Origin of the sequence: Hafnia alvei, from assembly GCF_034424155.1 — a bacterium.
Lineage (GTDB): Bacteria > Pseudomonadota > Gammaproteobacteria > Enterobacterales > Enterobacteriaceae > Hafnia > Hafnia alvei.
Genome location: NZ_CP139992.1, coordinates 3,301,543 through 3,327,859, shown reverse-complemented (window position 1 = coordinate 3,327,859; position 26,317 = coordinate 3,301,543). Strand labels below are relative to the sequence as shown.

Below are 26,317 nucleotides of genomic sequence, written 5' to 3'. Positions count from 1 at the left end.
GCATACGTGTGAGATCGTCGGGTTTTAAATAAAGTGTCTGCATTTTAACAGCATTCAGGCAGAAATTTGCCTAAATCTTGTGAGCATGGTGACGGCGGGAGGGGAATGCTTTTAAGAAAGGCCCGCGGGGGCGGGCCAGAAAACTAACGAACCGTTGATTTCAACGTGTGGGCAACGCTGTCTTTTGCCCCCCGCGCTAATAACAAGGTATACGCCGCGTCTATCGCCCGCACAAATTCAGAATTTTGAGGTAAATCAGTACCAAATATGGCCTCGAGAGAAAGCAGTGCTGATACTCTTGCATGCCCTTCCGCTGAGTTTTGTGCACAGCGCTGAATATCAACCAGCAGCGGATCGCTAATCTCAATGGGCTGCCCGTGTTCATCAATGCCGCTGACATAACGCATCCAACCTGCAATACCTAACGCGAGCAGGTCAAAGCGGGAACCGTGTGCCAGATGCCAGCGCACAGAGTCGAGCATGCGCTGAGGTAGCTTTTGGCTGCCGTCCATCGCAATTTGCCATGTGCGGTGCTTAAGTGCCGTGTTTGAATAACGTGTGATAAGCGAATCGGCGTATGCCTGCAAATCCACGTTGGGAACGTTGAGCGTGGGAGCTTGTTCATTCAGCATCAGTGCCCGTGCGGCGCGACGATAGTTTTCGTCCTGCATGCAGTCATTAATATGTGCATACCCCGCCAGATAGCCTAAATAGGCTAAAAACGAGTGGCTGCCGTTCAGCATGCGTAGCTTCATCTCTTCATAAGGCAACACGTTGTTGACCAACTCTGCGCCAACCCGTTCCCATGCTGGGCGACCGGCGACAAAATTATCTTCAATGACCCACTGCCTAAAGGGTTCGCAGGCGACGCCTGCGGGATCGCGTACGCCAAGTTGAAGGGCGATTTGATCAAGCGTTTCGGCGGTGACGGCAGGAACAATACGATCGACCATGGTAGAAGGGAACGTGACGTTCTGCTCAATCCATTTCGCCAGCTCTGGCGACTGCGCCGCCGCCAGCCCGCAGACAACGTCGTGGGTAACATGGCCATTCTCGGGCATGTTGTCGCATGACATCACGGTGAATGCAGGTAAGCCCAGCTCGCGTCGTTGTGCTAGCGCCGCAACGATAACGCCCGCTGCCGACTGTGGTTGCTGCGGATGTTCAATATCGTGTGCTATCAACGGATGGTCGAGATCAAGCCTGCCGCTGGCGGGATGGTGGCAATAGCCTTTCTCGGTAATCGTCAGCGAGACGATAGCCACGTCCGGCTGGCAGAGCATGTTCATAACCCGATCTAATCCATCAAGCTGAACGTGTAACGCCTCGCGAACAATTGCTACCACACGGCACTGCCAGCTTTGCTCCGACATTTCTGCCACGCTGAAGAGATTGTGCTGGTGGCGTAAATCGAGGATCTGTTGCTCACCGCCGATCAGATTCACTTCGCCGTAGCCCCAGTCACTCTGGTGATCGGCGGCTAATTGGTCGGCATACACGGCCTGATGAGCGCGGTGAAAAGCCCCAAAACCGAGATGAACGATGCGGGTTTTCAACTGTTCTCGGGAGTAGCTAGGAACGATAGCGTTCGCTTGGAGTAAGTCGTTTTTCATCAATATGTCCATTAAGTCTGACGAGTATCAAACGGTCGTATTTTCACCAAAGATTAAACGTGGTTCATTACCGCGGGCGTTGAGGCTGCCGGACGGATAACGAAGAACACCAGCAGCGCGCCCAATGCCGCCACGCCGCCTGCCAAGATAAAAGCGCTGTCGAATTTACCGGTGTTTTGCACAATAAAACCGGTCACGATGGGGCCGATAATTCCTGACACGCTACCGACCAAATGGATAAAGCCGCTGGCACCGCCGATACGTGATTTATGCACCACGTCTTGAATGATTGCCCAGTAAATCGATCCGGTAACATAGAGGAAGAAAATAGACACCGACATCAGGATCACCGCAGGAATTACCTGACTCACCGTTCCCGCCAACGCAACGCAGATTGCGGCGGCCAAGAGGCAAACGACCAACACAATTTTACGCGACAGCAACAGTTTGCCCGTAAGACGGAATATCCAATCAGAGATAATGCCGCCCACCGCTAGGCCAATAAAGCCAACGATCCAAGGAATGACCGTGGTGATGCTCATCTCTTTGATATTCAGGCCGTGAGCCTGAACCAGATAGGACGGGAACCAACTGAGAAAGAAAAACAGGATGTAGTTGTAGCAAAAGAAAGCAAACGCCGTGGCCAGAATGATTGGCTGCTTCATGTAAAACATCAGCGAATGACCGGGCTGCTGATTGCTATCCGCGCTCAGATCTTCACTTTTTTGCTGAGCGATCAGCGTGCGCTCTTCCTGACTGACGTGGCGACTTTTCTCCGGCGAATCTGAAGCGACAAAGAACCAGATCACTACCCACACGATACCGATGGCGCAGATAATCATAAACGCAGGACGCCAACCGAAAGCTAACGCTAAATATCCCACGATTGGGCCTGCAACGGCGCCGCCTAGCGGAGAGCCCGCGCTTAGCAAACCCATGGCGGTTGCCGCTTGCTTACGTGGAAACCAGCCGTTAATCATTTTGTTGGCCGAGGAGCAAATAGGGCCTTCAGCCATACCGAACAATACGCGCAGGATCAGCATTGAATAAAAACCGGAGGCCAGCGCGGTGAAACCGCAGAAAATTGACCACAGCCCCACAGCGACGCCGAGTACTAATAGCGGACCAAATTTATCGACGGCGAGACCGCCGATGAAATTGAATACGGCGTAACCAAAGAAAAAACTGCCAAAGATAATGCCGAACTGCTCTGCATTGAGAGATAAGTCTTGCTCGATCATCGGTAACGTAATTGACAGTGCGACACGATCTAAATAGTTGATCATGTAGACTAAAAACAGCAGAAAAACGATAGTCCAACGTAAATTCTTAGCCATAACTACCCCACGCGGTACTTTTATCATTATGTTGTTGGGTGTGCGCCTGCCCGTTATTGGCAGACACACGTGTATTTAATCTTTTGGATAAAAATTAATCGCTAAAATTTATTCACTAAAATCTAGAAGTACCTTGCAGCAGGTTTTCTGATCTTGTTCGAACAGAACGAGTGCGTCGGTAACGTGTTCAAGTGGAAAGTTATGGGTGATCAACTTTTCTGGATGAATTTTCTTTTCCTTCATCCATTCAATAACCTGAGGAAAACGAGCGCTATTGAGACGCGAGCTGAAGATTGAGATTTCCTTACTGGTGATGCTTTGCTGATTGAGTACGCATGGATCGGAAGAGAATCCCATAATGCCAATGCGCGCTGCGGGAGAGGCCAGCGCGATAGCCTGAGGTAAAATTGAAGGGTGGCAGGCGGCATCAACGATCAACGTTGGGCGAATGCCCTTCTCCTTTAAGACTTCGGCTAAATCGAGATGGGTATTGTCGATGATGCGATCGGCACCGTTCGCCTGCGCCATCAGCAAACGTTCAGGAATACGGTCGGCGACAATAATCGTTGATACGCCATACACGCCGCGTAGTGCCTGGATCACGGTTAAGCCCATTGGCCCTGCACCGTACACTAAGGCCACATCATTGGGCTGTGGTTTGAGCTGAGCACAAATATTCGCGGCAATGGTAAAGGGCTCAATCATGGTGGCTTCTGGTTCAGGGATGCTATCGGGGACGACATAAGCATTGCGTGCAGGCGCACAGGCATATTCGCTGAACCCTCCGTCGCGGTGGACACCGATCACCTGTAGCTCGGTACAGACATTGGGTCGCCCAATGGAGCAAGGGTAACAATGACCGCAGCTGACCACGGGATCGATAACCACGCGCTCACCTTGTCGGCTGGCGTCTACGCCTTCACCTACGGCATCAATAATGCCGAAAAACTCATGACCAATAACGCGTGGGTACTTGGCGAAAGGATTATGCCCACGGAAAATATGCACGTCTGAGCCGCAGATCCCAGCACGACGCACGCGAACTCTGACTTCACCTGCTTGTGGCTGCGGGATCGGACGATCCTCAATGACCAACTTTTCTGGCTGTTGAATAACGACGCTTTTCATTGGAAATTCCTCTTAGTTACCAATTCCACAACGTGCCATCTTCAAGGCGCGCAACGGGTAAATAGGCTGGCTCATACGGATATTTAGCCGCGAGTTTTTCATCGAATTCGATACCGAGCCCTGGTTTGTCACCCGGATGCATGTAGCCGTTATCGAAGGTCCAGCTGTGCGGGAACACTTCCAGCATTTGTTCGGAATAGCCCATGTATTCCTGAACGCCAAAATTAGGCACCCACAAATCAAAATGCAGCGCGGCAGCCATGCAAATTGGCGAGAGATCGGATGGGCCGTGAGAGCCGGTACGTACCTGATATAAAGCGGCGAAGTCGGCAATACGGCGCATACCGGTGATGCCGCCCGCGTGGGTGATGGTGGTGCGGATATAATCAATGAGCTGCTCTTCAATCAGCTGTTTGCAGTCCCAGATGCTGTTGAAGACTTCACCCACGGCGATAGGTGTGACCGTGTGCTGGCGGATCAAACGGAAGCATTCCTGATTTTCTGCGGGCGTTGGATCTTCCATCCAGAACAGACGGTAGTCTTCGATGCTCTTGCCAAAACGTGCAGCTTCGATCGGCGTGAGGCGATGATGCATGTCGTGCAGCAGATGTTCGTCAAAGCCAAAACGATCGCGGACGGCGGCAAATAGCTTCGGGGTGAAATCGAGATATTTTTCCGTTGACCATAGCTGCTCTTCTGGCCAATTCCCTTTGGTGGCGGGTTCATAGGCCAAACCCTTGCCTTTGGACATTCCATAGGTGGTTTTCATTCCCGGTACGCCGCACTGCACGCGAATGGCTTTAAAGCCGTGCTCTTTGTGTTTGGCGTAATCTTCCAACACGTCATCCAACGAGTGGCCGGTAGTGTGGCAGTAAACCATGACGCCTTCGCGGGATGCGCCGCCGAGCAGCTGATATAACGGCATATTGGCGGCTTTGGCTTTGATGTCCCACAGCGCCATATCCACGGCAGAAATGGCCGACATGGTGACCGGGCCGCGACGCCAATAAGCACCCTTATAGAAAAACTGCCAAATATCTTCGATCCTATGTGCGTCGCGTCCGATCAACTGTGGGCAAACGTGATCTTTTAAATAGGAAGCCACCGGCAATTCACGTCCGTTAAGCGTGGCGTCACCGATACCGGTCAGCCCGTCGTCAGTGGTGATCTTCAGCGTGACAAAATTACGCCCTGGACAGGTAACAAATACTTCAGCTTTAACAATCTTCATCTTTGAATTTCCTTAGCGCGGACTTTTCTCTGCTGGGAATGTGACCTTAATGATGACGGAAACATAAACCTGACATAACTACCATACAAGTATAATGATCGAAATTTGCCCGATGAGATCACGGTTTTAGTTGGAGGAAGAATTGGAGAAGAAAATGAGAGGTGCGCAGAGATTGCCCTTCCCAAATGGGGAAGGGCAGAATGAAAATTAGAGCGGATTAGGGTTTACCACGACCTGATTTAACCAATCAGTGGGCAGTTTGGCGGCAGGCGTAGGCTGATGGCGTCAGGTTCGATTTCAATGCGGAAATGCTTGGCGCTCAAGGGCTCGCCGTCCAAATTGAGCGTCATTTCATGAGGTGAGGTAATTTCTAACCACGGCAATGAGGCCTCGATGACGTTTTTATTGCTTTCGCCTTTAAGCAGGCTTTCTAGCAGCGCGGGCAGCAGCTCATCAGAGGTTAAAACGCGCAGATCCAGTTTTCCATCATTGATTAAGGCCTCGGGGCACAGCGGCTGCCCACCACCGGCTTGACGGCCATTGCCGATAGCGACCACTAGCGCATTGCCTTCCCAATAGAAATCAGGACCGGAAATCTGGCAAAAATCAGCCTTGAGCGTATCCATACGCAAAATCCCATGCAGGAAATAAGAGGCACCGCCGAGAATGGATTTTAGTTTCTCCGGCGTTTCGGTGGTGATTTTGGTGCCGAAGCCGCCGGTCGCCATATTGATAAACACGCGTTTATCGTTGATGCGTGCAAAGTCGATTGGCACTGCGCGGCCTTGTAGAGCTAGCTGAAGCGCCGCCTGAGGTTCTTCAGGGATTAAACAGGCGGTCGCAAAATCATTGGCTGTGCCAAGCGGTAATACCGCCAATACGGGACGGGAGGATTCGCTGTGCTGGCTTAGCGCATCAGACACTTCGTTAATGGTGCCATCGCCGCCGCCGGCCACAATCGTTTCGACGCCGAGCTCTACGGCTTCTGCCACATAGCGCTTGGCATCGCCATGTTCCCACGTCACGCGGACATGAAGGGTATTTCCCGCGGTGCGTAACCCGTCAATCGCTTCACGCACGTCCTGATTGCCGGCTCCTTTGCCGTTCAAGATGACTAACGCGGAGTGTAACTGAGGCATGTGTGATCTCCTGAAAGGGGTAAAAAATTCAACTCTTACATTGTTATAACATAAATATTCATTCTGTTTTACCCGCATAAATTGTATTCATCAATGAATATTAATGAAACCGCTCTCATCGGGAAATATAATGCAATAACTGGCGCTGAATGGTTTCAGTTGAAAGGAATAAATGAATTGATTTAATTTTAAATAAACTTTAATTAAGTGATTCACTAAATTAAACGCTTAATTTCTTATTGTATGTTTTCTTAGTTATTTAATTTCAGATGAATTATTTTGAGATTAATTTGAAAAACAAATTACTTAACTTAAGTAACTATTATTTTATGGCATTGATTTTATTGGAAAATAATCAATACAAAAGACGGGTTAAAAACAAGGGAGAAGGGTTTTAATAGTTGACGTCGGGGGGGTATAAAATAGTAAATAAAAAGAAAACCAGCCCAAGGGAGATTGGGCTGGCAAGGGGGTGGTTCCTAGTATTGCTTTTTCGTTATATCTTTTTGCCACTCGATAATATCTATATGCGATAAATTTAAGTGTGATCTTAATCTTATAATAGGAATATTAAGCATAAAAAAGAGATAAAAAAAGCGCAGCTTATAAGAAATAAGCTACGCCTTGGCGTTTAACAGGTCGAATTACGCCGCAGTATGCGGGTTACGCGTATCGGTGCCTGCCAAATTACGCATCAATAGCGCGAATTCGAGATCCAAATCATCGGGAACAGGGATGTAAACAATATGTCCATCTCCCGGCGCGACTTGGGTTGGCTCGCCTTTCTTGTTTTGCATCGCTTCAAGCGTGAACTGCACGTTGCCTTTTGGCGTCATCATTTCAACGCTGTCGCCTAGGGTGAACTTATTCTTCACTAAGACTTCGGCATAACCATCACGGCGTGCGCCTGTCAGTTCGCCAACAAACTGCTGGCGATCGGAAACCGAATAGCCATAGTCGTAGTTTTGTTGATCTTCATGCACGTGGCGACGCAGGAAACCTTCGGTATAGCCTCGGTGCGCCAACGCTTCCAGCGTGGTGAGCAGCGTTGGGTCGAACGGTTTACCCGCAACGGCGTCATCAATTGCGCGACGATAGACCTGAGCGGTGCGAGCGACGTAGTAGAAAGACTTAGTACGGCCTTCAATTTTCAATGAATGAACGCCCATTTGAGTCAGGCGCTCAACGTGCTGGATGGCACGCAGGTCCTTGGAGTTCATGATGTAGGTGCCATGCTCGTCTTCGAATGCGCTCATGTATTCGCCCGGGCGCATCGCTTCTTCTAACATAAAGACTTTATCGGTCGGCGCACCGATTCCCAGCGTTGGCTCAGCGGGCACTTCGGTGACAGGGATCGGTTCATGCACGTGAACGATATTGCCCACGGTATCTTCTTTGCCTTCCTGAACTTTATATTCCCAACGGCAGGCGTTGGTGCAGGTGCCCTGATTAGGATCACGCTTGTTGATATAGCCGGAAAGCAGGCAGCGGCCAGAATAGGCCATGCACAGTGCGCCATGCACAAAGATCTCAAGCTCCATATCAGGAACCTGCTGGCGAATTTCTTCAATTTCTTCCAGAGAAAGCTCGCGCGACAGGATCACGCGGGTTAGCCCCATTTGCTTCCAGAATTTTACCGTCGCCCAGTTAACCGCGTTTGCCTGTACGGAAAGATGAATCGCCATCTCAGGGAAGGCTTCGCGCACCATGGAGATCAACCCTGGATCGGACATAATCAGTGCGTCCGGCCCCATTTCGATGACCGGCTTCAGGTCACGGAGGAAGGTTTTCAGTTTGGCGTTGTGCGGCGCGATATTCACCACCACGTAGAATTTTTTACCCAGCGCATGCGCTTCGTTGATGCCGAGGGCAAGATTCTCATGGTTGAATTCGTTGTTGCGAACACGCAGGCTATAACGAGGTTGACCGGCATAAACAGCATCTGCGCCATAGGCGAACGCATAACGCATGTTTTTCAGCGTACCGGCCGGAGAGAGTAATTCCGGAGTAAACATAGGTTTGTATTTCTCTTTAAGGTCTGATCACAAGTCAGTCTGTACCTGTAGGTACAGTGAAGGCGGGCATTATAGAGGGTTCGGCGAGGGAGCACAATGAATGTGGGGGCATTTGGGTGCCCCCGAAAGATAATCACCCGTGCGTCAAATCTCTGATATCCGTCGTTGCGCCGTTTTTCACCACTGATTGAATCCCTTTTCGCGCGGCGCTCTCTGAGCTATACATTTCACTGGTGCCGATCACCTGATGATTCTTCGCTTTGAGAATGAAATAGGGCTGATCGCTGCTGCTGTTTTTGATCTCAAATTGTGCTTCATCGGGGGAGTTTGATTGTACCGATGCGACACCGTTGTCAGCAGATGCCTTGCTGGCATACATTTCGCTGGAAAGAATAATCTCTCCATTGCTGGCTTTTAGATTGAAGTGGAACTGTCCGTTCTTCGCTTTTTTGATTTCGTAATAGCCGATTGCCATGGGTATCTCCTTAATCTATCCCCGCCATACTTGACGCCGCGTCAGCGTTAGCCGCGCTAGCCACGTGAATAATGACGGATAAGTTTTGCAGTGATTAACTGCGTCAATGAGAGTGAGATGGATGCTGTTTACGCTGAATAAATCAGGATAAGTATAGACAATGGCTGGATATTTGCAGGTGTTTACCGGATAGGAAAATGATAAGAAAAGACGCTCCAGCGACAGGTACTGGAGCGATGACGGCGGTTTTACAGCACTTTACACGGTGCGCCTTCCCAGCGGTAACCGATGCCGTAAACCGAGCGAATAAACGGCTCGCCGTTTTCGAGCTGCTCCAACTTACGACGTAAGTTTTTAATGTGGCTATCCACGGTACGGTCGGTGACGACGCGGTAATCATCGTACAGATGATTGAGCAGTTGCTCGCGTGATAGCACGGTGCCTGGCTGCGTTGCCAACGTTTTCAAAAGACGAAATTCGGCAGGCGTTAAATCTAACAGCTGATCTTTAAAACTGGCTTGATAGCGGTTTTCATCGATGATTAGAACCGGTTCGGCGTTCGCCTCGTTTTGGCGCACGCAGCGACGTAAAATAGTTTTGACGCGCGCCACAACCTCTCGCGGGCTGTAAGGCTTGCAGATATAGTCATCGGCACCAATTTCCAGCCCCAGCAGGCGGTCTATTTCTTCAATTTTCGCCGTTACCATCACAATCGGAACGTCAGAGAAGCGGCGGATCTCGCGGCACAGGGTTAAACCATCGGTGCCGGGCAGCATTAAATCCAGCAGAATTAAATCCGGTGGCGTTTGGTGGACATAGGGCAATACCTGATTTCCATCCGCCAGCAGGTGGGGCTGATAGCCGCCAGCGGTCAGATAGTCGATCAGCAATTGTCCTAGCTTAGGTTCGTCTTCAACGATCAACACGCGTTGTCCTGCGGGATCAACGTCCATGCTTCCAGCAATACTGTTCATACCCATTACCTTCCTCTTAGCTCTTTGTATCAAGCGGCAGTTGCAGGCTGATGGTTAAGCCTCCCAGCGGCGAGTGTTCTGCGGTCATTTGTCCACCGTGCGCTTCCACAATATTTTGGCAGATAGATAATCCTAAACCGGAGCCGCCGCTAGCGCGGTTGCGTGAACCTTCGGCTCGATAAAAACGTTCAAATATTTTCTGAAGCTGCTCATCGGTCACGCCGGGGGCGCTGTCTTGCCAATAAAGCTGCAAATAGGTATCGCGGATTTGACCTTGTACCTTAAGTTGCCCATTGCCATCAGTATACCGCAGGCTATTTTCGAATAAATTATTGAACAGCTGTAGTAAGCGATCGGGATCGCCAAACACACAGGCTTTTTCGGGCAGGTCGAGCGAAAGCACGATGTTTTTCATTGCGAAACGGTCGTGGAATGCGCTGGCGGCGATTTGTACCAGATGAATGACGTCAATATGCTCTTTGCGATAGGCAAGGGCACCGGCGTCAGACATAGAGAGCTGATGCAGGTCATTGACCAGTTTGGTTAACGTGCTCACTTCGGCCTGCAATGATGCCAACGAATCCTGTGTCATTTGGCGAACGCCGTCTTGCATGGCTTCTAATTCGCCACGCAGCACCGCCAGCGGCGTGCGTAGCTCATGGGAAACGTCGGCCATGAGTGCGCGGCGAATATGCTCATTTTTTTCCAGCGTGATGGCGAGCTGGTTGAAGTCTTGTGCCAGCTTGCCCAATTCGTCGCGCGATTCCACTTCAACGCGGGTAGAAAAATTACCGGCGGCGAGCCGATGCATGGCGTCGACTAAGCGTTTAACCGGTGCCAGCATACTGCGTGATAGCGCCCAGGTCACGCCCGCCGCCAGCAGCGTCGCCAGCGCCACAATCAGCCAGCTGGTGCGCCGTTGCTGCAAATCGAAGTTGATATCGGTATTTCGCGTTAAACGCTCCGGCGGCGTTGTAACCACCCATCCTACCGTGTTCCCTTGGTACGTGACCGGCTGGCGAGTGCCTTCGGTGGGGATTTCGCCCGGCGGCCCAACCATTTTGCGATTGTTGCTATCAATCACCCAAAACGGCGTGCGCCAACCGTGTGGAGGTAGCGTATCGTTGCCTTCGTTGCTTTGCTCAATGTTGTGCATAATCTGGAAAATGACACGGTCGTTATGGCGAAGAAAGCGCCAGCTTCCGGCCTGTGCGTAGCGCTCTTCCAGTTCAGAGGCTAACAGTCGCACCCGCTGCTCATTGCCGTGCTTGATGTAGTCAATAAAGCCGCGCTCGAAACTCACGCGCACGCCCCAGTGCATCGTGATCAACACCAGAATGCAGGTGGAGAAAATGGCAAGAAACAGCTTGCCTGTGATACCGAGCTTCATGGTTCCTCCTTGCGACGGCGCGCTGTGCGTTCAAGAGTGCTGTTTTCCAGCGTGTCGTCCGGTACGCGTAAAAATACCAGCGCGGGTAGGGCAATAATCAGAGCAATACAGACATAGGTGAATAAAAATGCCTGATGGATCTCTAGGCTATTCGCGGTGATTTGATGATGTGAGAACATGCCGAGCAGGATACCCGCAACGCTCACACCCAAACTCATGGAAAGTTGCATGATCATCGACAGTAAACTGTTACCGCTGCTGGCCAGTTCATCGGGCAAATCTTTCAGCGTGAGCGTATTCATCGATGAAAAACGCATGGCGTTAATCATCCCTTGGAAGAACAGCACCAGCGGAATTGCCCAAAGGCTGATATACATTGCGGTAAACGGCAGAGCCAAACTCACAACCGCTAACGCCAACGTAGCTCCCACCAACACCCGACGATAGCCGAACTGATTCACCACCCGCACCACGATACGCTTCATACCCATACTGCCGATAATCATCGGGATCATCATCAGCCCAGCGTGAAACGGTGAGAATCCCATGCCGATTTGCAGGAAAATGGGCGTCATGAAGGGCAGCATTCCGCTGCCGATCCGCCCGAGGAAACTACCGCTCAACCCGAGAGAAAACGTTTTAGTTTTTAGCAGATCGAGGCTAAACAGTGGGGCATCGCTGCGCTTGGCGTGCCAATAGTAACTGGTTAACGCGATACCTCCGGACAGTATTAGGCCGTAAATCATATTGGCCTCAAGCCCAAGCCCTTTATGACCATCGAGCGCCAGCGTCAGCGTTGCCATCCCAACGGCGAGCATCACAAATCCGCTGATATCAAAACGCCGCGTTTGCATACTGTAATTGGGCATCAGCCACAGCGTTGCGATGGCACCGATAATACCAACGGGTAAGTTGATTAAAAAAATCCAGTGCCAGCTGGCATATTGCACTAGAAATCCGCCGAGTGCAGGGCCAACCAATGGGCCAATTTGGCCGGGGAGCGTAACGAAGGTCATTGCCGCCATATATTGGCTACGCGGCACGATCTTCATCACGGTTAAACGCCCAACCGGCACCATCATCGCGCCGCCAATGCCTTGCAGTACGCGAGCCATCAGCAGTTGGTTTAGGGTTTCAGCCTGAGCACAAAACAGCGATCCCAGCGTAAACAACACAATTGCGCTGAAGAAAACACGCTTCACGCCCACGCGGTCGGCCAGCCAGCCGCTGGCGGGTAACATCACCGCCACGGTGAGCACATAGGCCACCACCACCGACTGCATGCGCAGCGGGCTTTCCCCAAGGCTTGCGGCCATTGCGGGCAACGCCGTATTGACGATGGTGGTATCCAGCGTTTGCATGAAGAAGCCAAAAGCGACAATCCATAGCTGCCAGCGGACCGAGGCGGATTGTTCAGGCATGGGGTAGCGCTCCGTTCATTGAATGTGTGAGTGCAATAAACCATAACCCCCTCCCAACCTCCCCCTTTGCAGGGGGAGGGGCCGAGTGCACTTGGCTGTGACACAAGTGCTCGGCCAGTTCCCTCCCCTGAGAAGGGGAGGGCTAGGGTGGGGTCTATCTCGGCAGTGGTTTTAGCGTTTTTACTTTGCTAAAGCGGCTGCGTAGTCGGTCAAAATAGAGATACACCACCGGCGTGGTGTAGAGCGTGAGTAACTGGCTCATCACCAAACCACCGGCAATCGTGATACCTAAAGGCTGACGCAGTTCTGCGCCGTCGCCGCTGCTAAACGCCAGAGGCAATGCGCCAAACAGCGCCGCCATGGTGGTCATCATGATTGGGCGGAAACGCAGCAGACAGGCTTGGAATATCGCATCGCGTGGGCTCATTCCGCCGTTACGTTCGGCCTCTAGCGCAAAATCGACCATCATAATAGCGTTCTTCTTTACTATCCCTATCAGCAGCATGATGCCGATTAGCGCAATCAGGCTGAAAGGTGCGCCAAACATCTCTAACGCCAACAGCGCGCCCACGCCTGCCGACGGCAGCGTAGACAGAATCGTCAGCGGATGCACGTAGCTTTCATAGAGAACACCCAGCACGATATACACCGTCGCAATGGCGGCCAGAATCAAAATGATCTGCGAGTTTTGGGTATCTTGGAAAACCTGTGCAGTACCCGCGAAGCTACCACGTACCGTATTCGGTACGCCCAGTGCGGTCATGGTGCGTTCAATCGCGGCGGAAGCATCTGACAGCGCGCCTCCTTCCGGCAGATTGAAAGAGATCGTCGATGCGGCGGTTAACCCCTGATGGTTAACCGACAGCGGCGCATTGGCAGGTTGCCATTTTGCAAAGTAAGAAAGCGGGATAGCCTTGCCGTCGCTGTTAATGACAAACATTTTATCCAGCGAACTTTCATCCTGCGTATACTCCGGCGCCACTTCCATCACCACGTGATACTGATTCAGCGGCTGATAGATAGTTGAAATCTGCCGTTGGCCAAAGGCGTTATTGAGCAAGGCGTTAGCATCAGCGACGTTAATGCCCAAGCGCGCCATACTTTCGCGATCATAGGTCAGCGCCAGTTCTGAGCCTTTATCTTGCTGATCGGAACTCACATCGGCCAGTTCAGGAAGCTTGGCAAAGGCCGCTCGAATTTTAGGCTCCCATTTACGCAGCTCGGAAAGATCGTCCGAGAGCAGCGTGTACTGGTAGCTGGCGTTGCCTTGACGACCGCCCACGCGAATATCTTGTACTGCCATCAGGAACAAATTCGCCCCTGGTTCTTTGGCCAGCTTGCCGCGCAGACGTGCAATTACGTGCTGAGCATCGTCTTTGCGCTCACCTAACGGTTTCAACGAGATAAACATCATGCCGCTGTTAACGTTCGAGCCACCGGTGAAGCCGGTCACGTTATCCACATCGGGATCGCTGCGCACAATTTTCATGAAGTCTTGCAGCTTGCCTCGCATTGCCTGAAACGAGATGCTCTGGTCGGCTTGAATGAAGCCCATCAGGCGTCCGGTGTCCTGTTCAGGGAAGAAGGTTTTGGGAATAGAAATATACAGCCAGATATTCAGACCGATGGTGGCGATTAGGATCAGCAACACCCAGCGCGCATGGTTTAATACCCAACCCAAACTCTTGCCGTAGCCTTGCTGCATTTTCAGCAACAGCTTGCCAAAACCGCGGATCCGTTCCTGATGGCGTGACGGGCGCTTTTTAAGCAGATGCGCGCACATCATTGGTGTGAGCGTGAGTGAAATCACCAGTGATATACCGATAGCCACCGAAAGCGTGACCGAAAACTCACGGAACAAACGCCCCGGCAAACCGCTCATCAACAGCAGCGGAATAAACACCGCCACCAGAGACAGGCTCATGGAGAGCACGGTGAATCCCACTTCGCGCGCACCAATCAGCGCCGCTTTTTTTGGTTCCATGCCCGCTTCCACGTGGCGTGAAATATTCTCCAGCACCACAATGGCATCATCGACCACAAACCCGGTCGCGATCGTCAGCGCCATCAGCGAAAGGTTATTCAGACTAAAATCGCATAGATACATGGCAGCGAAGGTGCCGATGAGCGAAACCGGCACGGCGACGGCGGGGATCAGCGTAGCTCGGCCAGATCGCAAGAACAGAAACACCACCATGATCACTAAGCCCACGGCGATAGACAGCGAGCTTTCTACTTCGTCGAGCGAAGCACGGATGGTGGGTGAACGATCCTGAGCAACTTGCAGATCGATAGAGGCGGGGATCAGCGCTTTGAACTCTGGGATCTCGGCACGAATGCGATCGACGGTTTCGATAATGTTGGCGTCGGCGCTGCGGCGGATCATGATCAAAATGGCGGGCTTGGCGTCGGTCATACCCGCATTACGCACATCTTCCACCGAATCTTTAACGTTGGCGACGTCGCTGAGTCGCACCGCAGAACCGTTGTTGTAATGAATGATTAAAGGCTGATAGTCCTGCGCGGTTTTGATTTCATCGTTGGTTTGCACCTGCCAGCGTTGGTTTTGTGCGTCAACGGCCCCTTGAGGGCGACGCACGTTCGCGTTAGCAATGGCGGTGCGTACGCTATCGAGTGAAACGCCCTGATTAAACAGCGCTTCAGGATTGAGCTCAACGCGTACCGCGGGCAAAGAGCTTCCGCCAACCGAAACGTCGCCCACGCCGTCTACCTGCGCGATTTTTTGCGCCAGCTGAGTGGAGGCGATGTCGTAAATCTTCGCTTGGTCATAGGTGTCTGATGTCAGCGTCATGATCATAATCGGCGCATCAGACGGGTTGGCTTTGCGATAGCTTGGGCGACTCGGCATGCCAGACGGCAGCAGGCTTTGTGCCGCATTAATCGCGGCCTGCACGTCGCGTGCGGCGCCGTTGATATCACGGTTAAAATCAAACTGAATGATGATACGCGTACTGCCGAGCGAACTGGATGAGGTCATCTCGCTGATTCCGGCAATACGCCCTAACGCGCGCTCCAACGGTGTCGCCACCGATGACGCCATGGTTTCAGGCGAAGCGCCCGGTAGCGAGGCGCTCACCATAATGACCGGATAATCCACCTGCGGCAGCGGTGCGACGGGCAATAATCTGAAGCCCAAAATGCCGCACAGCGTAATGGCCAGCGTCAGCAGCGTGGTGGCGACGGGCCGGTTGATGAACAGGGCGAAGAAGCCTTTCGACGGAGAGAACTTCACTGGACGTTCTCCTGCGGATCTTTAGCCGGATGCGTGTTTCGCGAAACCTTATCAAACAGCAGGTAAATCACCGGCGTGGTGAACAGCGTTAGAATTTGGCTCATGATCAAACCGCCGACCATGCAAATGCCCAGCGGCTGTCGCAGTTCGGCCCCAACGCCGGTGCTGAGCATCAACGGTAGAGCGCCCAACAACGCCGCCAGCGTGGTCATAAGAATTGGGCGGAAACGCAGCAAACAGGCTTGATAAATGGCGTCATACGGGGCCATTCCTTGCTCACGCTCGGCGGCAAGGGCGAAGTCGATCATCATGATGGCGTTTTTCTTCACGATACCAATCAGCAAAATGATGCCGATAATGGCAATCACGTCGAGCTCGCTGCCTGCCATAATCAGCGCCAATAATGCGCCCACGCCAGCGGTCGGCAGCGTCGACAGGATGGTGACTGGATGAATAAAGCTTTCATACAGCACGCCCAGAACGATATACATCGCGACAATCGCCGCCACGATAAGCCACAGCGTATTGCCCAGCGCCGATTCAAACGCGAGCGTTGCGCCTTGGAAATTCGTGGTGATATCAATCGGCATATTGAGCTGCTGCTCGGTGCTGGTGATGGTTTTCATCGCCTGCTCGAGTGAGTAGCCGTCGGTAACGTTGAACGACACCGTGGTGGATGGGAACTGGTCGAGATGGTTAATCGACAGCGGCCCAAAGCGCTCCTCAATAGTCGCAATTGCGTTCAACGGTACGTTTTTACCATCGCTGCTGGTGAGATACACATCGTTAAACGCGGCTAAACCCGTGTTGTGATCCTGATTATGCTCCATCACCACGCGATACTGGTTGGCTTGAGTATAAATCGTGGAGATCAACCGTTGGCCAAAGGCGTTATACAGCGCGTTATCCACATCGGCCATGGTAATGCCTAAGCGGCTGGCGGTGTCGCGGTTAACGTTCACAAAGGCCACTAATCCCTGATCCTGCCAGTCACTGCTCACGTCTTTCAGCATCGGTGATTTTTGCAGTTCACCCACCAGCTTTGGTACCCACGTGCTCAATTCGTCCAGCGACATGGCCTGCAAAGTGAACTGGTACTGTGTACGGCTCACCTGCGTATCAATGGTCAGATCCTGAACCGGTTGCAGATAAAGCTGGATACCGGGGATCTTGTCGGCCATTTTTTGCAGACGCGGGATGATCTGCTGAACGCGATCTTTACGTTCGTCCAGCGGTTTGAGATTGATCTGTAATCGTCCGCTGTTTAGCGTGGCGTTGGTGCCATCCACGCCGATAAATGAGCTCAGGCTCGCGACGTCCGGATCTTTAAGAATTTCAGCCGCCAGCGCTTGCTGACGCTGCGCCATTTCGCTAAAGGAAACCGACTGCGGTGCCTGAACGGTGCCTTGAATCAGACCGTTATCCTGAATCGGGAAGAAGCCTTTAGGAATGAAAATATACAGCAGAACGGTCAGCACCAGCGTGCTCAGCGCCACGCTCAGCGTGAGCATCGGGTGATTCAATACGACTTTGAGCCATTCGCCATATTTGGCGATGACGCGTTCGAAGAAACGCTCGCTGGCACGCGAGAAGCGGTTTTGTTTGCGCAGCGATTCATGGCTGAGCATACGTGCGCACATCATTGGCGTTAGGGTTAACGACACCACCGCCGAAATCAGGATCGCCACCGCCAAGGTGACTGCAAATTCGCGGAACAGCCGCCCGATAATATCACCCATAAACAGCAGTGGGATCAGCACCGCAATCAGAGAGAATGTCAGAGAAATAATGGTGAAACCAATTTCTCCCGCGCCTTTCAACGCGGCATCCAGCGGTTTTTCGCCTTTTTCGATATAGCGCGAGATGTTTTCGATCACCACGATGGCGTCATCGACCACGAAACCGGTGGCAATAGTCAGCGCCATCAAGGTGAGGTTGTTGATCGAAAAATCGAGGAAATACATAACGGCGAACGTACCCACCAGCGACAACGGCACCGCCACGCTAGGAATGATCGTGGCGGGAACATTGCGTAAGAACAGGTAAATCACCATCACCACCAGCGCAATCGCCAGCAGCAGTTCGGTCTGAACATCGCTGACCGACGCGCGAATGGTTTCGGTGCGGTCAGTCAGCACCGTCATTTTTACTGATTTGGGCAGACTTTCTGTCAGCTGCGGCAGCAGTGACTGGATGCTGTCGGCCGTGGTAATAACGTTCGCACCCGGCTGGCGCTGAACGTTTAAAATGATGGCGGGTTTGGTGTTAGCCCACGCGGCCAGTTTGGTATTTTCTGCCGCCTGTTCGATGGTTGCTACGTCGCTTAAACGAACCGGCGCACCGTTGGCATAGGCGACGATCAGATCGCGATAGTCTTCTGCCGACTTCATTTGGTCGTTGGCAGACAGCGTAACCGAGCGCGTTGGGCCGTCAAAGCTCCCCTTCGCCGAGTTAACGTTGGCGTTAACGATAGCGGTGCGGATGGTTTCACTGTCTAAATCATAGGCAGCAACCGCCGGTGCGTTCAAACGCACGCGCACCGCAGGACGCTGACCGCCTGAAATCGTCACCAGACCCACGCCGCTAACCTGCGAGATTTTCTGCGAAATGCGGGTTTCCACCATATCTTCAACCTGCGTCATCGCCACGGCATCCGAGGTGACGGCGATGGTCATGATCGGTGGATCGGCAGGGTTAACCTTGCTGTAAATAGGCGGATAGGGCAGATCGGTTGGCAGCAAATTGGTGGCGGCGTTAATCGCAGCCTGAACCTCTTGCTCTGCGACGTCGAGCGGCAGCGTTAGCTGAAATTGTAAGGTAATCACCGACGCGCCACCGGAGCTTTGTGACGACATCTGTTTTAAGCCCGACATCTGGCCGAACTGACGTTCTAGCGGTGCGGTAATCGCAGACGTGGTGACGTCAGGGCTGGCGCCCGGATAAAGCGTCACCACCTGAATCGTTGGGTAATCCACCTCTGGCAACGCGGAAACCGACAGTGAGCGATAACCGACGATACCGGCCAGCAGAATAGCCACCATCAGCAGCGTGGTGGCTACTGGGCGCAGAATAAACAGGCGAGAAGGCCCACCGGCGGCGGGCGTTTCGTTTTTAGGCTCTTCAGAACCGACAGGCGTGTGTTGCATTATGACTTGTCCTGTTTACCAGCGTTCTGCTTATCCGTGTTTGGCTTAGCAGGAGCATCTTTGCCTGCTTGTGCCTGAGTCTGTGCGGTATTTTCACTATGCGGGGCAATCACTTCGACGGTTGCGCCTTCGGTTAACTGATCGATACCGTCAGTCACCACGCGCTTGCCTGCGGAGAGCCCACCGGTAATAACCACGTCAGAGGCATCGCGGGTTCCCACGGAGACGGCGTGCTTACTCACCTGATTTTTATCATTTAATACCCAGACAAAGTTACCTTCGTTCCCCATTTGAACCGCGGCCGCAGGCGCTACCACGGCGTCGCTTTGGGTGGAGACTTTCAGGCGCACGTTAACAAACTGATTGGGGAATAAGGTGTCGTCTTGGTTATCAAAACGCGCCTTAATTTTGATGGTGCCGGTGCTGGTATCGATCTGGTTATCCATGCTCAGCAAGGTGCTGGTGGTGAGTAAGTGCTGATTGGAGCGATCCCATGCTTCCACCTCTAACTTGCCGTTTTCTTTCTGCGCCTGCTGAATGCTGGCGATATTCGCCTCTGGCAGCGTGAAGACCACGTCAATCGGATGCGTTTGGGTTAACACCACTAAACCGGTGGTATCACCGCTGGTGATGTAGTTGCCTTCATCAACCAGCTTTAACCCCACGCGACCATCAATGGGGGCGGTGATACGGCTGTAGGTCAACTGAAGCTTGGCGCTGTCAACGGCACCCTGATCGGCCACGATGCTGCCCTGCGTTTGCGTCACCAGAGAGGCCTGTGTATCTAGCTCTTGCTTAGAAACCATATTGGTTTTGCTAAGCTGTTGATAACGCGCTAAGTCGCGACGCGCATTGGCTAAAATGGCCTGATCTTTGGCCAATTGCCCTTGGGCTTGCGCCAGTTGAACTTGGAAAGGACGTGGGTCGATCTCTGCCAGCAAATCACCGGCTTTGACCTGTTGGCCTTCGGTGAAGTGAATTTTCATCAGTTGACCGTCGACGCGGCTGCGCACGGTAACCGTATTGGCTGCCGTGACCGTTCCCAAACCAGTGAGATAGTTAGGCACGTTAGATATGCGTGTTTCTGCCGCCTGAACCGGAGCCAATATGCCACTGCCGCCACGACGACCGCCGGCTTTGCCACCTGTTTTCCCTTTTTGTGCCTGTTCTGCGCCAGCTGTGGGCGCTTCGGCGCCGCTGCTGGTATAACGCCAAACAATGACGCCAGCGACAACAAGAACGGCGATAGCCCACCAAAGGCGTTTACGGGAGGTCGGTTTATTGAAAGCACTCATTGCAGACTGAATTCTCCAGAGAAATATCCCCGCCGCAGCGGGAATATAAAAATTGGACTTAGTGGCCCAATCACAAACAAATTAGTGACTCGTGTCAGTTTACTATTCTAGGCTGTCAGCTTTATCTAAAAATGAAGGAAATGTGGAAGATAAGTCAGATAGGGTAAGACCTTTCTGGATTTAGCCCGCAATGTCTATCCCCTATACGAATAATTAGTGCTAATAGTATTCGTTATCAGCGTTGTTTTCTCAAATCTCAATACAGGAGCCAATAATGAATTTACGTGAGCTAGGACGTTCTGGTATTCGAGTTCCAACCATTACCTTCGGGGGGAACGTATTTGGTTGGACCGTGGATCAGGCGACTTCGTTTAGCCTGCTAGACGCATTGCTAGACCACCAACTGAACTTCATTGATACCGCCGACGTTTACTCTGCGTGGGTGCCGGGGAATTTCGGCGGTGAGTCTGAAACTATTATCGGCAACTGGCTGCAAAAAAGCGGCAAGCGTGACCAAATTATTCTGGCTACCAAGGTGGGTAAACCGATGGGCCCGCAGTTGAAAGGGCTATCGGCACGTTATATCCGCGAAGCGGTGGAAGCCTCTTTGCGCCGTTTGAAAACCGACTATATCGATCTCTATCAGGCCCATGATGACGACCAAAATACGCCGCTGGCAGAAACGATGAACGCCTTTGACGCGTTGATCAAAGAGGGCAAGGTGCGCGCGATTGGGGCGTCGAACTACAGCGCGGAGCGCTTGGCTAAGGCGTTAGACGTGAGTGCTAAGCTGGGCTTAGCGCGCTATGAAACCATTCAACCCGAATACAATTTATACGACCGCCATGATTTCGAAGTTGATCTGGCACCGCTGGTACAAAAAGAAGGTCTGGGCGTGATTAACTATTACGCGCTGGCCAGCGGGTTCCTCTCGGGAAAATACCGCAGCGCCGAAGATGCTCACAAAAGTGCACGGGGTAACGGGATTGTGGAGAAATACCTCAATAGCCGTGGGTTGGGGATTCTGGATGCGCTTGAGCAGGTGGCTCACGAGGTCAATGCCTCACCGGTGGCGGTGGCATTAGCTTGGCAAATCGCACAGCCGGGGATCACCTCGCCGATTGCGAGTGCAACGTCGTTAAAACAGCTGAACGAGCTCGCGGTGGCCGCTAATCTTAGCTTGAGCACGGAACAGGTTAGGGTGATTACCGATGCCAGCGCCTACTAAACAAACGTTCAGTTAATGAGCGCTTGAAGCCATAACCGGCGCGGTTCTCTCACAGTGTGAACTAAGTCAGTGACAGCACTGTTTTTTTCATACAAGATGCAGTAACCCCTTCTCAATACAGGTGCCATAGTATGTTGAATGTAAATGAGTATTTTGCTGGTAAAGTGAAGTCGATTGGTTTTGACAGTGGCAGCATTGGGCGTCAGAGCATTGGCGTAATGGACGCAGGGGAATACACCTTCTCAACCGATAAGCCGGAAGAGATGACGGTGATTACAGGTGCATTGCGTGTGTTAATTCCGGGTGCGCCTGATTGGCAGGTGTTCTCATCAGGTGAAACGTTCTTTGTTCCGGGCCATAGTGAGTTTAACTTGCAGGTTGCGGAACCCACTTCGTATCTGTGCAAATATCTGAGCTAAGTTCTCTTAGTCTCAAACAAACGGGCTGAAGTTTAACTTCAGCCCGTTTTTGTTGGTGCAGCCCATTGGTACGGCTTATTTTTCTGATTCGCCGCCTAGCGCTTCAATAATATTTTTGATTAACGCAGCCAGTTCGCTGGTCATCAAAATGAAATCGGCATCGAAACGTTGTGCATAATCATCGCGGTCGATGTCTTCGTTTTGATCGCGAATCGTTTCAGAGAACTTCAAACGTTTCAGCGAACCATCGTCGGACAGCACCAGCTGAATGCGTTCCTGCCAGTCCAGCGCCAGCTTGGTCACCAGTTTGCCCGCTTCAATGTGAACGGCAATTTCGTCAGAAACCAGATCCTGTTTTTTGCAGCGTATCACGCCGCCTTCTTCCAGAATCGCTTTCAGTTCGGCTTCGTCTTGCAGGGCAAAACCCGCGGGAACTTCGCCTGAACGGACCCATTCGGTCATCGTCAGCTCAATAGGGCTTTCCATGGTTAATGGCACCACCGGCAGCGAGCCAATGCTTTTACGCAACAGCGCTAAGGTGTCTTCTGCTTTTTTTGGGCTGGCGGCATCGACCATGATCAGACCATTCGCCATATCAATCCATAGCCAAGTTTGGCTGAAGCGGCTGAAGGCGCGCGGCAGTAGCGTGTGCAGCACTTCGTCTTTTAACGAATCTTTTTCAGTTTTCTTAAGCTTGCGGCCTTGCTCGCCTTCCAGCTTTTCAATTTTAGCCTGTAGCGCCTGTTTCAAAACCGGCGATGGCAAGATTTTTTCTTCTTTACGTGCACACAACAGGATTTGGTCGTTGACGTAGTGAGTCAGCGCGTCGCTGTGGGAACCCATCGGAGAGACCCAGCCCGTTTTCGCCATATCCTGACTACCGCACGGCGTAAAGGCCATAGAGCCCAGCATTTTCTCAACTTCATCTGGCACCAGATGAACATCGCGGCTCAGACGGTAAACCAATAAATTCTTAAACCATAGCATTAGCGTTGTCCCTGATCGTGACGCATCGCGCGCCATGTTTTATACCCTTCATACTTGAAGTTGCCTCTATGTTGGCTGCGCTCCCTTGCCGCCTTGATGCAACTCCCATTATTTGGAGTATGGCAATGTGTTAAACAGGCCGCATGATAACGAATAAAGAAGGGCGACTGTAGTATTAATTGCCCGAGAAATTTTGCACACTAGCTCGACTCAGTATTCGTCTGCTTAGGGGGCTATGTGCGTATTGGTATAGATTTAGGCGGTACCAAAATTGAAGTTATCGCCTTGGAAAACAACGGTCAGGAGCTGTTTCGGCATCGTATTGCTACCCCGCGCGATGACTACGCAAAAACCGTTGAGGCGATTGCGGGGCTGGTGGAGTTAGCCGAAAAGCAAACTGGTCAGCGAGGAAGCGTTGGTGTGGGGATCCCTGGCACATTATCGCCTTTTACTGGACTGGTGAAAAATGCGAATTCCACCTGGCTGAACGGTCAGCCATTAGACAAAGATCTTGCCAAGCGTCTGTCGCGTGAGGTTCGTTTAGCCAATGACGCCAACTGTCTTGCCGTTTCAGAAGCCACCGACGGTGCGGCGGCTGGGGCACATCTGGTGTTTGCGGTGATTATCGGCACCGGCTGTGGCTCAGGTATCGCAATCGATGGGCGGGTACATGCGGGTAGAAACGGTATTGCGGGCGAGTGGGGACATAATCCCTTGCCTTGGCTTACTGACGACGAGTGGCAGTATCAGAAAGAGGTTCCTTGCTACTGTGGGAAATCAGGCTGTATTGAAACCTTTATCTCCGGTACTGGCTTTGAAACAGACTACCGACGCTTAGGTGGTCAGCCGCTAGCGGGCGCTGAAATCATGGCGTTATCTCGTCAAGGCGATAGGCTGGCTGAGCGTGCGATTACTCACTATGAACAGCGACTGGCAAAATCGTTAGCCCACGTAATTAACATCATCGATCCTGACGTGGTGGTGCTTGGTGGCGGGATGAGTAATGTGGACCGGTTATATACCACGGTGCCGCCGCTGATCTCAACGTGGGTATTCGGACGGGAATGCGAAACGCCGGTGCGTAAAGCTAAACACGGTGACTCCAGCGGCGTGCGCGGTGCTGCGTGGCTGTGGCCGCTTTAAGGCCAAAAAAATCCCGACTTTCTCTTGATGAAAAAGTCGGGAAGATTCATTTTTGGTGCGAGAAACTTACTTTGGCTCTACCGCGCTGCCGCTAGGCACCGTGCCGGCTCGATTGCTATTCAAACGTTGGATTGCCGGTAGCGCCAGCGCGGCGATTAAGCCACAGGCCGCGGCAGCCGAAAGCCACATCCCCGGCATCGCTTTATCACCGGTGGCGTGGATCAGATAGCTGGAGATGGCCGGTGTAAATCCACCAAAAATCGCCGTTGCCAAGCTATAAGCCATGGAAAAGCCCGAAGCGCGCACTTCTGCTGGCATGATTTCGGTTAGGCATACCACCATCGCACCGTTATAGCTGGCATACATAAACGACAGCCACAGTTCCACCTCAATCAAATGCGCAAAGCTGGGATGCGCTACCAGCCAGTTCAAGGATGGATAAGACGTTAGCAACATCAGCACGCTAAACAGTAACAACAGTGGCCGGCGGCCGACTTTGTCTGACAGAGAACCCATCACCGGTAGCCAGAATAGGTTTGAAATCCCCACTAACAGCGTGACCAAAAAGCTTTGCTGAGCGGTAAACTGCAACACCGTTTTGCCATAGGTTGGCGTGAACGCCGTGATGAGATAGAACGACACCGTGGTGGTCACCACCATAAACATACCCACCAGAACCAACTGCCAGTTACTGGCAACCGAACGGGTAATTTCGCTCATGCTTGGACGATGTTTGCGTTGGTTAAACGCCTCAGTTTCTTCCAACATACGGCGGATATAAAACAAGAAAGGCACAATCAGACAACCCACGATAAACGGAATGCGCCAACCCCAATCCGTCATCACGCTCTTGCCAAGATACTGATTTAATCCCACGCCCAGCAGCGCCGCAAAGATAACGGCAATTTGTTGGCTGCCGGATTGCCAGCTAACGTAAAACCCTTTGCGATCTTTTGGGGCTATCTCCGAAAGATAGACTGACACACCACCCAGTTCCACACCGGCTGAAAACCCTTGTAGCAGGCGACCGGCCAGAATCAGCAGCGGCGCCGCCATGCCAATACTGTGGTACGACGGCGTGCAGGCGATGGTTAATGTTCCCAGCGCCATCAGGCCCAAGGTAATCAGTAAACCTCGGCGGCGACCGTGATGGTCAATATAGGCACCCAGCACAATCGCGCCTAATGGCCGCATTAAGAAGCCAGCGCCGAACGTCATCAGCGTCAGCATGAGAGAGGCAAAAGGGCTTTGAGTGGGGAAAAAGGTTTCGGCTATCGCGCTGGCATAATAGCCAAACACCATAAAATCATACATCTCGAGAAAGTTACCGCTTGTGACGCGGAACACGGTTCGGGCGTTAGCCTGAGAGGGCTTTGAGGCAGATGAAGTCATGTGTTACTTCCTATGTTTTTATTTGTATTTTTTTTACAAGTTAATGACAACTGAAAGTGTGATGTTGGTAGGTGTTTCTTTTTTGTGCATAAAAACCAATGTAACGATCTGTAAAATAAGTTGCTTATTTTTTCATCAAACTCGGTAACGCGGCGCGAATCACAGAAGTGAAAATCCGCAGTTGGCAATTTGGTTTATTTTGACAATACTGTTTATGGATACAGTATTTCACTTGGCAATGAGAGAGGGCGTTACAATGGAAATGATTGTAGAACAGCGCGCCGAGCGCATTTTCGCCGGTATTCGCATGGTTGGGCCGTTAGACCAAAATGTGGGTGTCGGTTTTCAGAAACTATATCAATGGATTGACAATAATAAGTTGGGTGAAAACGGTGACTGGATTGCGATCTATTACGACAATCCAGAAGAAGTTCCACCGGAAGAGATGCGCGTTGATACCGCGATAACCGTCGAGGCTGATTTTGTGTTACCTGCCAATAGCGAAGGGGTTCGCATTGACACCTTGAAAGGCGGCTTATATGCGGTGGCGCAGGCGCACGTTGAGGACGGTGATTTTGGCCGCCCGTGGATGGAGTTTTTCAACGAAGTCCTGCCGCGAAGCGGCTATGTGCCCATTAATGCGCCGTGTTTTGAAAAATACCACAACGATGGCACCGAAAGCGGCATCTGGGATTTTGAAATGTGTGTGCCTGTTCAGAAAGCGTAAGTAG

General features: G+C 52.0%; 19 protein-coding genes. 4 read left to right on the top strand and 15 right to left on the bottom strand.

All coding sequences use genetic code 11. The features are described 5' to 3' along the window. Window positions 1-143: 143 nt before the first annotated feature. The 13 genes from U0008_RS15595 to U0008_RS15535 all read right to left on the bottom strand — a co-directional run bounded on the left by U0008_RS15595 (window position 144) and on the right by U0008_RS15535 (window position 20,417). Entirely contained in the window at window positions 144-1,613 is a 1,470-nt protein-coding gene (locus tag U0008_RS15595) for a mannitol dehydrogenase family protein (RefSeq protein ID WP_043494829.1), read from the bottom strand. A 53-nt stretch (window positions 1,614-1,666) separates the two neighbouring features. Further along, window positions 1,667-2,950 carry an MFS transporter gene (locus tag U0008_RS15590; protein ID WP_043494826.1) on the bottom strand — a complete coding sequence of 428 codons (1,284 nt, stop codon included), beginning with the start codon at window positions 2,948-2,950 and terminating at the stop codon, window positions 1,667-1,669. Window positions 2,951-3,058: 108 nt separating this feature from the next. After that, on the bottom strand, window positions 3,059-4,078 hold the full coding sequence (locus U0008_RS15585; protein ID WP_043494821.1) for a Zn-dependent oxidoreductase: 1,020 nt from the start codon (window positions 4,076-4,078) through the stop codon (window positions 3,059-3,061). A 16-nt stretch (window positions 4,079-4,094) separates the two neighbouring features. Continuing rightward, entirely contained in the window at window positions 4,095-5,309 is a 1,215-nt protein-coding gene (manD, locus tag U0008_RS15580) for a D-mannonate dehydratase ManD (RefSeq protein ID WP_043494817.1), read from the bottom strand. Between the two features lie 239 nt (window positions 5,310-5,548). After that, window positions 5,549-6,448 carry a lipid kinase YegS gene (yegS, locus tag U0008_RS15575; protein ID WP_043494814.1) on the bottom strand — a complete coding sequence of 300 codons (900 nt, stop codon included), beginning with the start codon at window positions 6,446-6,448 and terminating at the stop codon, window positions 5,549-5,551. A 644-nt stretch (window positions 6,449-7,092) separates the two neighbouring features. Beyond that, window positions 7,093-8,463 carry a prephenate-dependent tRNA uridine(34) hydroxylase TrhP gene (trhP, locus tag U0008_RS15570; RefSeq protein WP_025799825.1) on the bottom strand — a complete coding sequence of 457 codons (1,371 nt, stop codon included), beginning with the start codon at window positions 8,461-8,463 and terminating at the stop codon, window positions 7,093-7,095. Between the two features lie 133 nt (window positions 8,464-8,596). Beyond that, window positions 8,597-8,938 carry a YegP family protein gene (locus tag U0008_RS15565; protein ID WP_025799824.1) on the bottom strand — a complete coding sequence of 114 codons (342 nt, stop codon included), beginning with the start codon at window positions 8,936-8,938 and terminating at the stop codon, window positions 8,597-8,599. Window positions 8,939-9,186: 248 nt separating this feature from the next. Then, a complete protein-coding gene (baeR, locus tag U0008_RS15560; protein WP_038502970.1) occupies window positions 9,187-9,891 on the bottom strand; it encodes an envelope stress response regulator BaeR in 705 nt (234 codons plus the stop codon). Between the two features lie 37 nt (window positions 9,892-9,928). Beyond that, window positions 9,929-11,302: an envelope stress sensor histidine kinase BaeS gene (gene baeS / locus U0008_RS15555; protein WP_043494812.1), complete on the bottom strand. Its 1,374-nt coding sequence runs from the start codon at window positions 11,300-11,302 to the stop codon at window positions 9,929-9,931. After that, window positions 11,299-12,723 carry an MFS transporter gene (mdtD, locus tag U0008_RS15550; RefSeq protein WP_043494809.1) on the bottom strand — a complete coding sequence of 475 codons (1,425 nt, stop codon included), beginning with the start codon at window positions 12,721-12,723 and terminating at the stop codon, window positions 11,299-11,301. The genes baeS and mdtD overlap by 4 nt, the downstream gene beginning before the upstream one ends. A gap of 154 nt (window positions 12,724-12,877) precedes the next feature. Next, window positions 12,878-15,976 (bottom strand): multidrug efflux RND transporter permease subunit MdtC, encoded by a 3,099-nt coding sequence (gene mdtC / locus U0008_RS15545; protein WP_043494806.1) that lies wholly within the window; start codon window positions 15,974-15,976, stop codon window positions 12,878-12,880. Beyond that, on the bottom strand, window positions 15,973-19,122 hold the full coding sequence (locus U0008_RS15540) for an MdtB/MuxB family multidrug efflux RND transporter permease subunit (RefSeq protein ID WP_043494802.1): 3,150 nt from the start codon (window positions 19,120-19,122) through the stop codon (window positions 15,973-15,975). The genes mdtC and U0008_RS15540 overlap by 4 nt, the downstream gene beginning before the upstream one ends. After that, entirely contained in the window at window positions 19,122-20,417 is a 1,296-nt protein-coding gene (locus U0008_RS15535; protein WP_043494799.1) for an MdtA/MuxA family multidrug efflux RND transporter periplasmic adaptor subunit, read from the bottom strand. The genes U0008_RS15540 and U0008_RS15535 overlap by 1 nt, the downstream gene beginning before the upstream one ends. 274 nt (window positions 20,418-20,691) lie before the next feature. Between U0008_RS15535 and U0008_RS15530 the strand changes: the two genes are divergently transcribed. Further along, window positions 20,692-21,645, top strand: coding sequence for an aldo/keto reductase (locus tag U0008_RS15530; protein WP_043494795.1), 954 nt, complete (start codon window positions 20,692-20,694; stop codon window positions 21,643-21,645). Between the two features lie 131 nt (window positions 21,646-21,776). After that, window positions 21,777-22,064 carry a pyrimidine/purine nucleoside phosphorylase gene (gene ppnP / locus U0008_RS15525; protein WP_004091927.1) on the top strand — a complete coding sequence of 96 codons (288 nt, stop codon included), beginning with the start codon at window positions 21,777-21,779 and terminating at the stop codon, window positions 22,062-22,064. A gap of 75 nt (window positions 22,065-22,139) precedes the next feature. On the opposite strand, the gene rdgC is transcribed toward ppnP, so the two are convergent. Beyond that, window positions 22,140-23,051, bottom strand: a complete 912-nt coding sequence (gene rdgC, locus U0008_RS15520; protein ID WP_025799807.1) for a recombination-associated protein RdgC — start codon at window positions 23,049-23,051, stop codon at window positions 22,140-22,142. A 237-nt stretch (window positions 23,052-23,288) separates the two neighbouring features. Between rdgC and mak the strand changes: the two genes are divergently transcribed. Next, on the top strand, window positions 23,289-24,194 hold the full coding sequence (mak, locus tag U0008_RS15515) for a fructokinase (RefSeq protein ID WP_043494791.1): 906 nt from the start codon (window positions 23,289-23,291) through the stop codon (window positions 24,192-24,194). A gap of 66 nt (window positions 24,195-24,260) precedes the next feature. Here mak and tcuC read toward each other — a convergent pair whose 3' ends face one another. Then, window positions 24,261-25,586, bottom strand: a complete 1,326-nt coding sequence (gene tcuC, locus U0008_RS15510) for an MFS transporter (protein ID WP_043494789.1) — start codon at window positions 25,584-25,586, stop codon at window positions 24,261-24,263. Window positions 25,587-25,842: 256 nt separating this feature from the next. Between tcuC and sbmC the strand changes: the two genes are divergently transcribed. Then, the gene (gene sbmC / locus U0008_RS15505; RefSeq protein ID WP_043494787.1) at window positions 25,843-26,313 is read left to right on the top strand and encodes a DNA gyrase inhibitor SbmC; all 471 of its coding nucleotides are present in this window, start codon (window positions 25,843-25,845) and stop codon (window positions 26,311-26,313) included. Window positions 26,314-26,317: the final 4 nt, after the last annotated feature.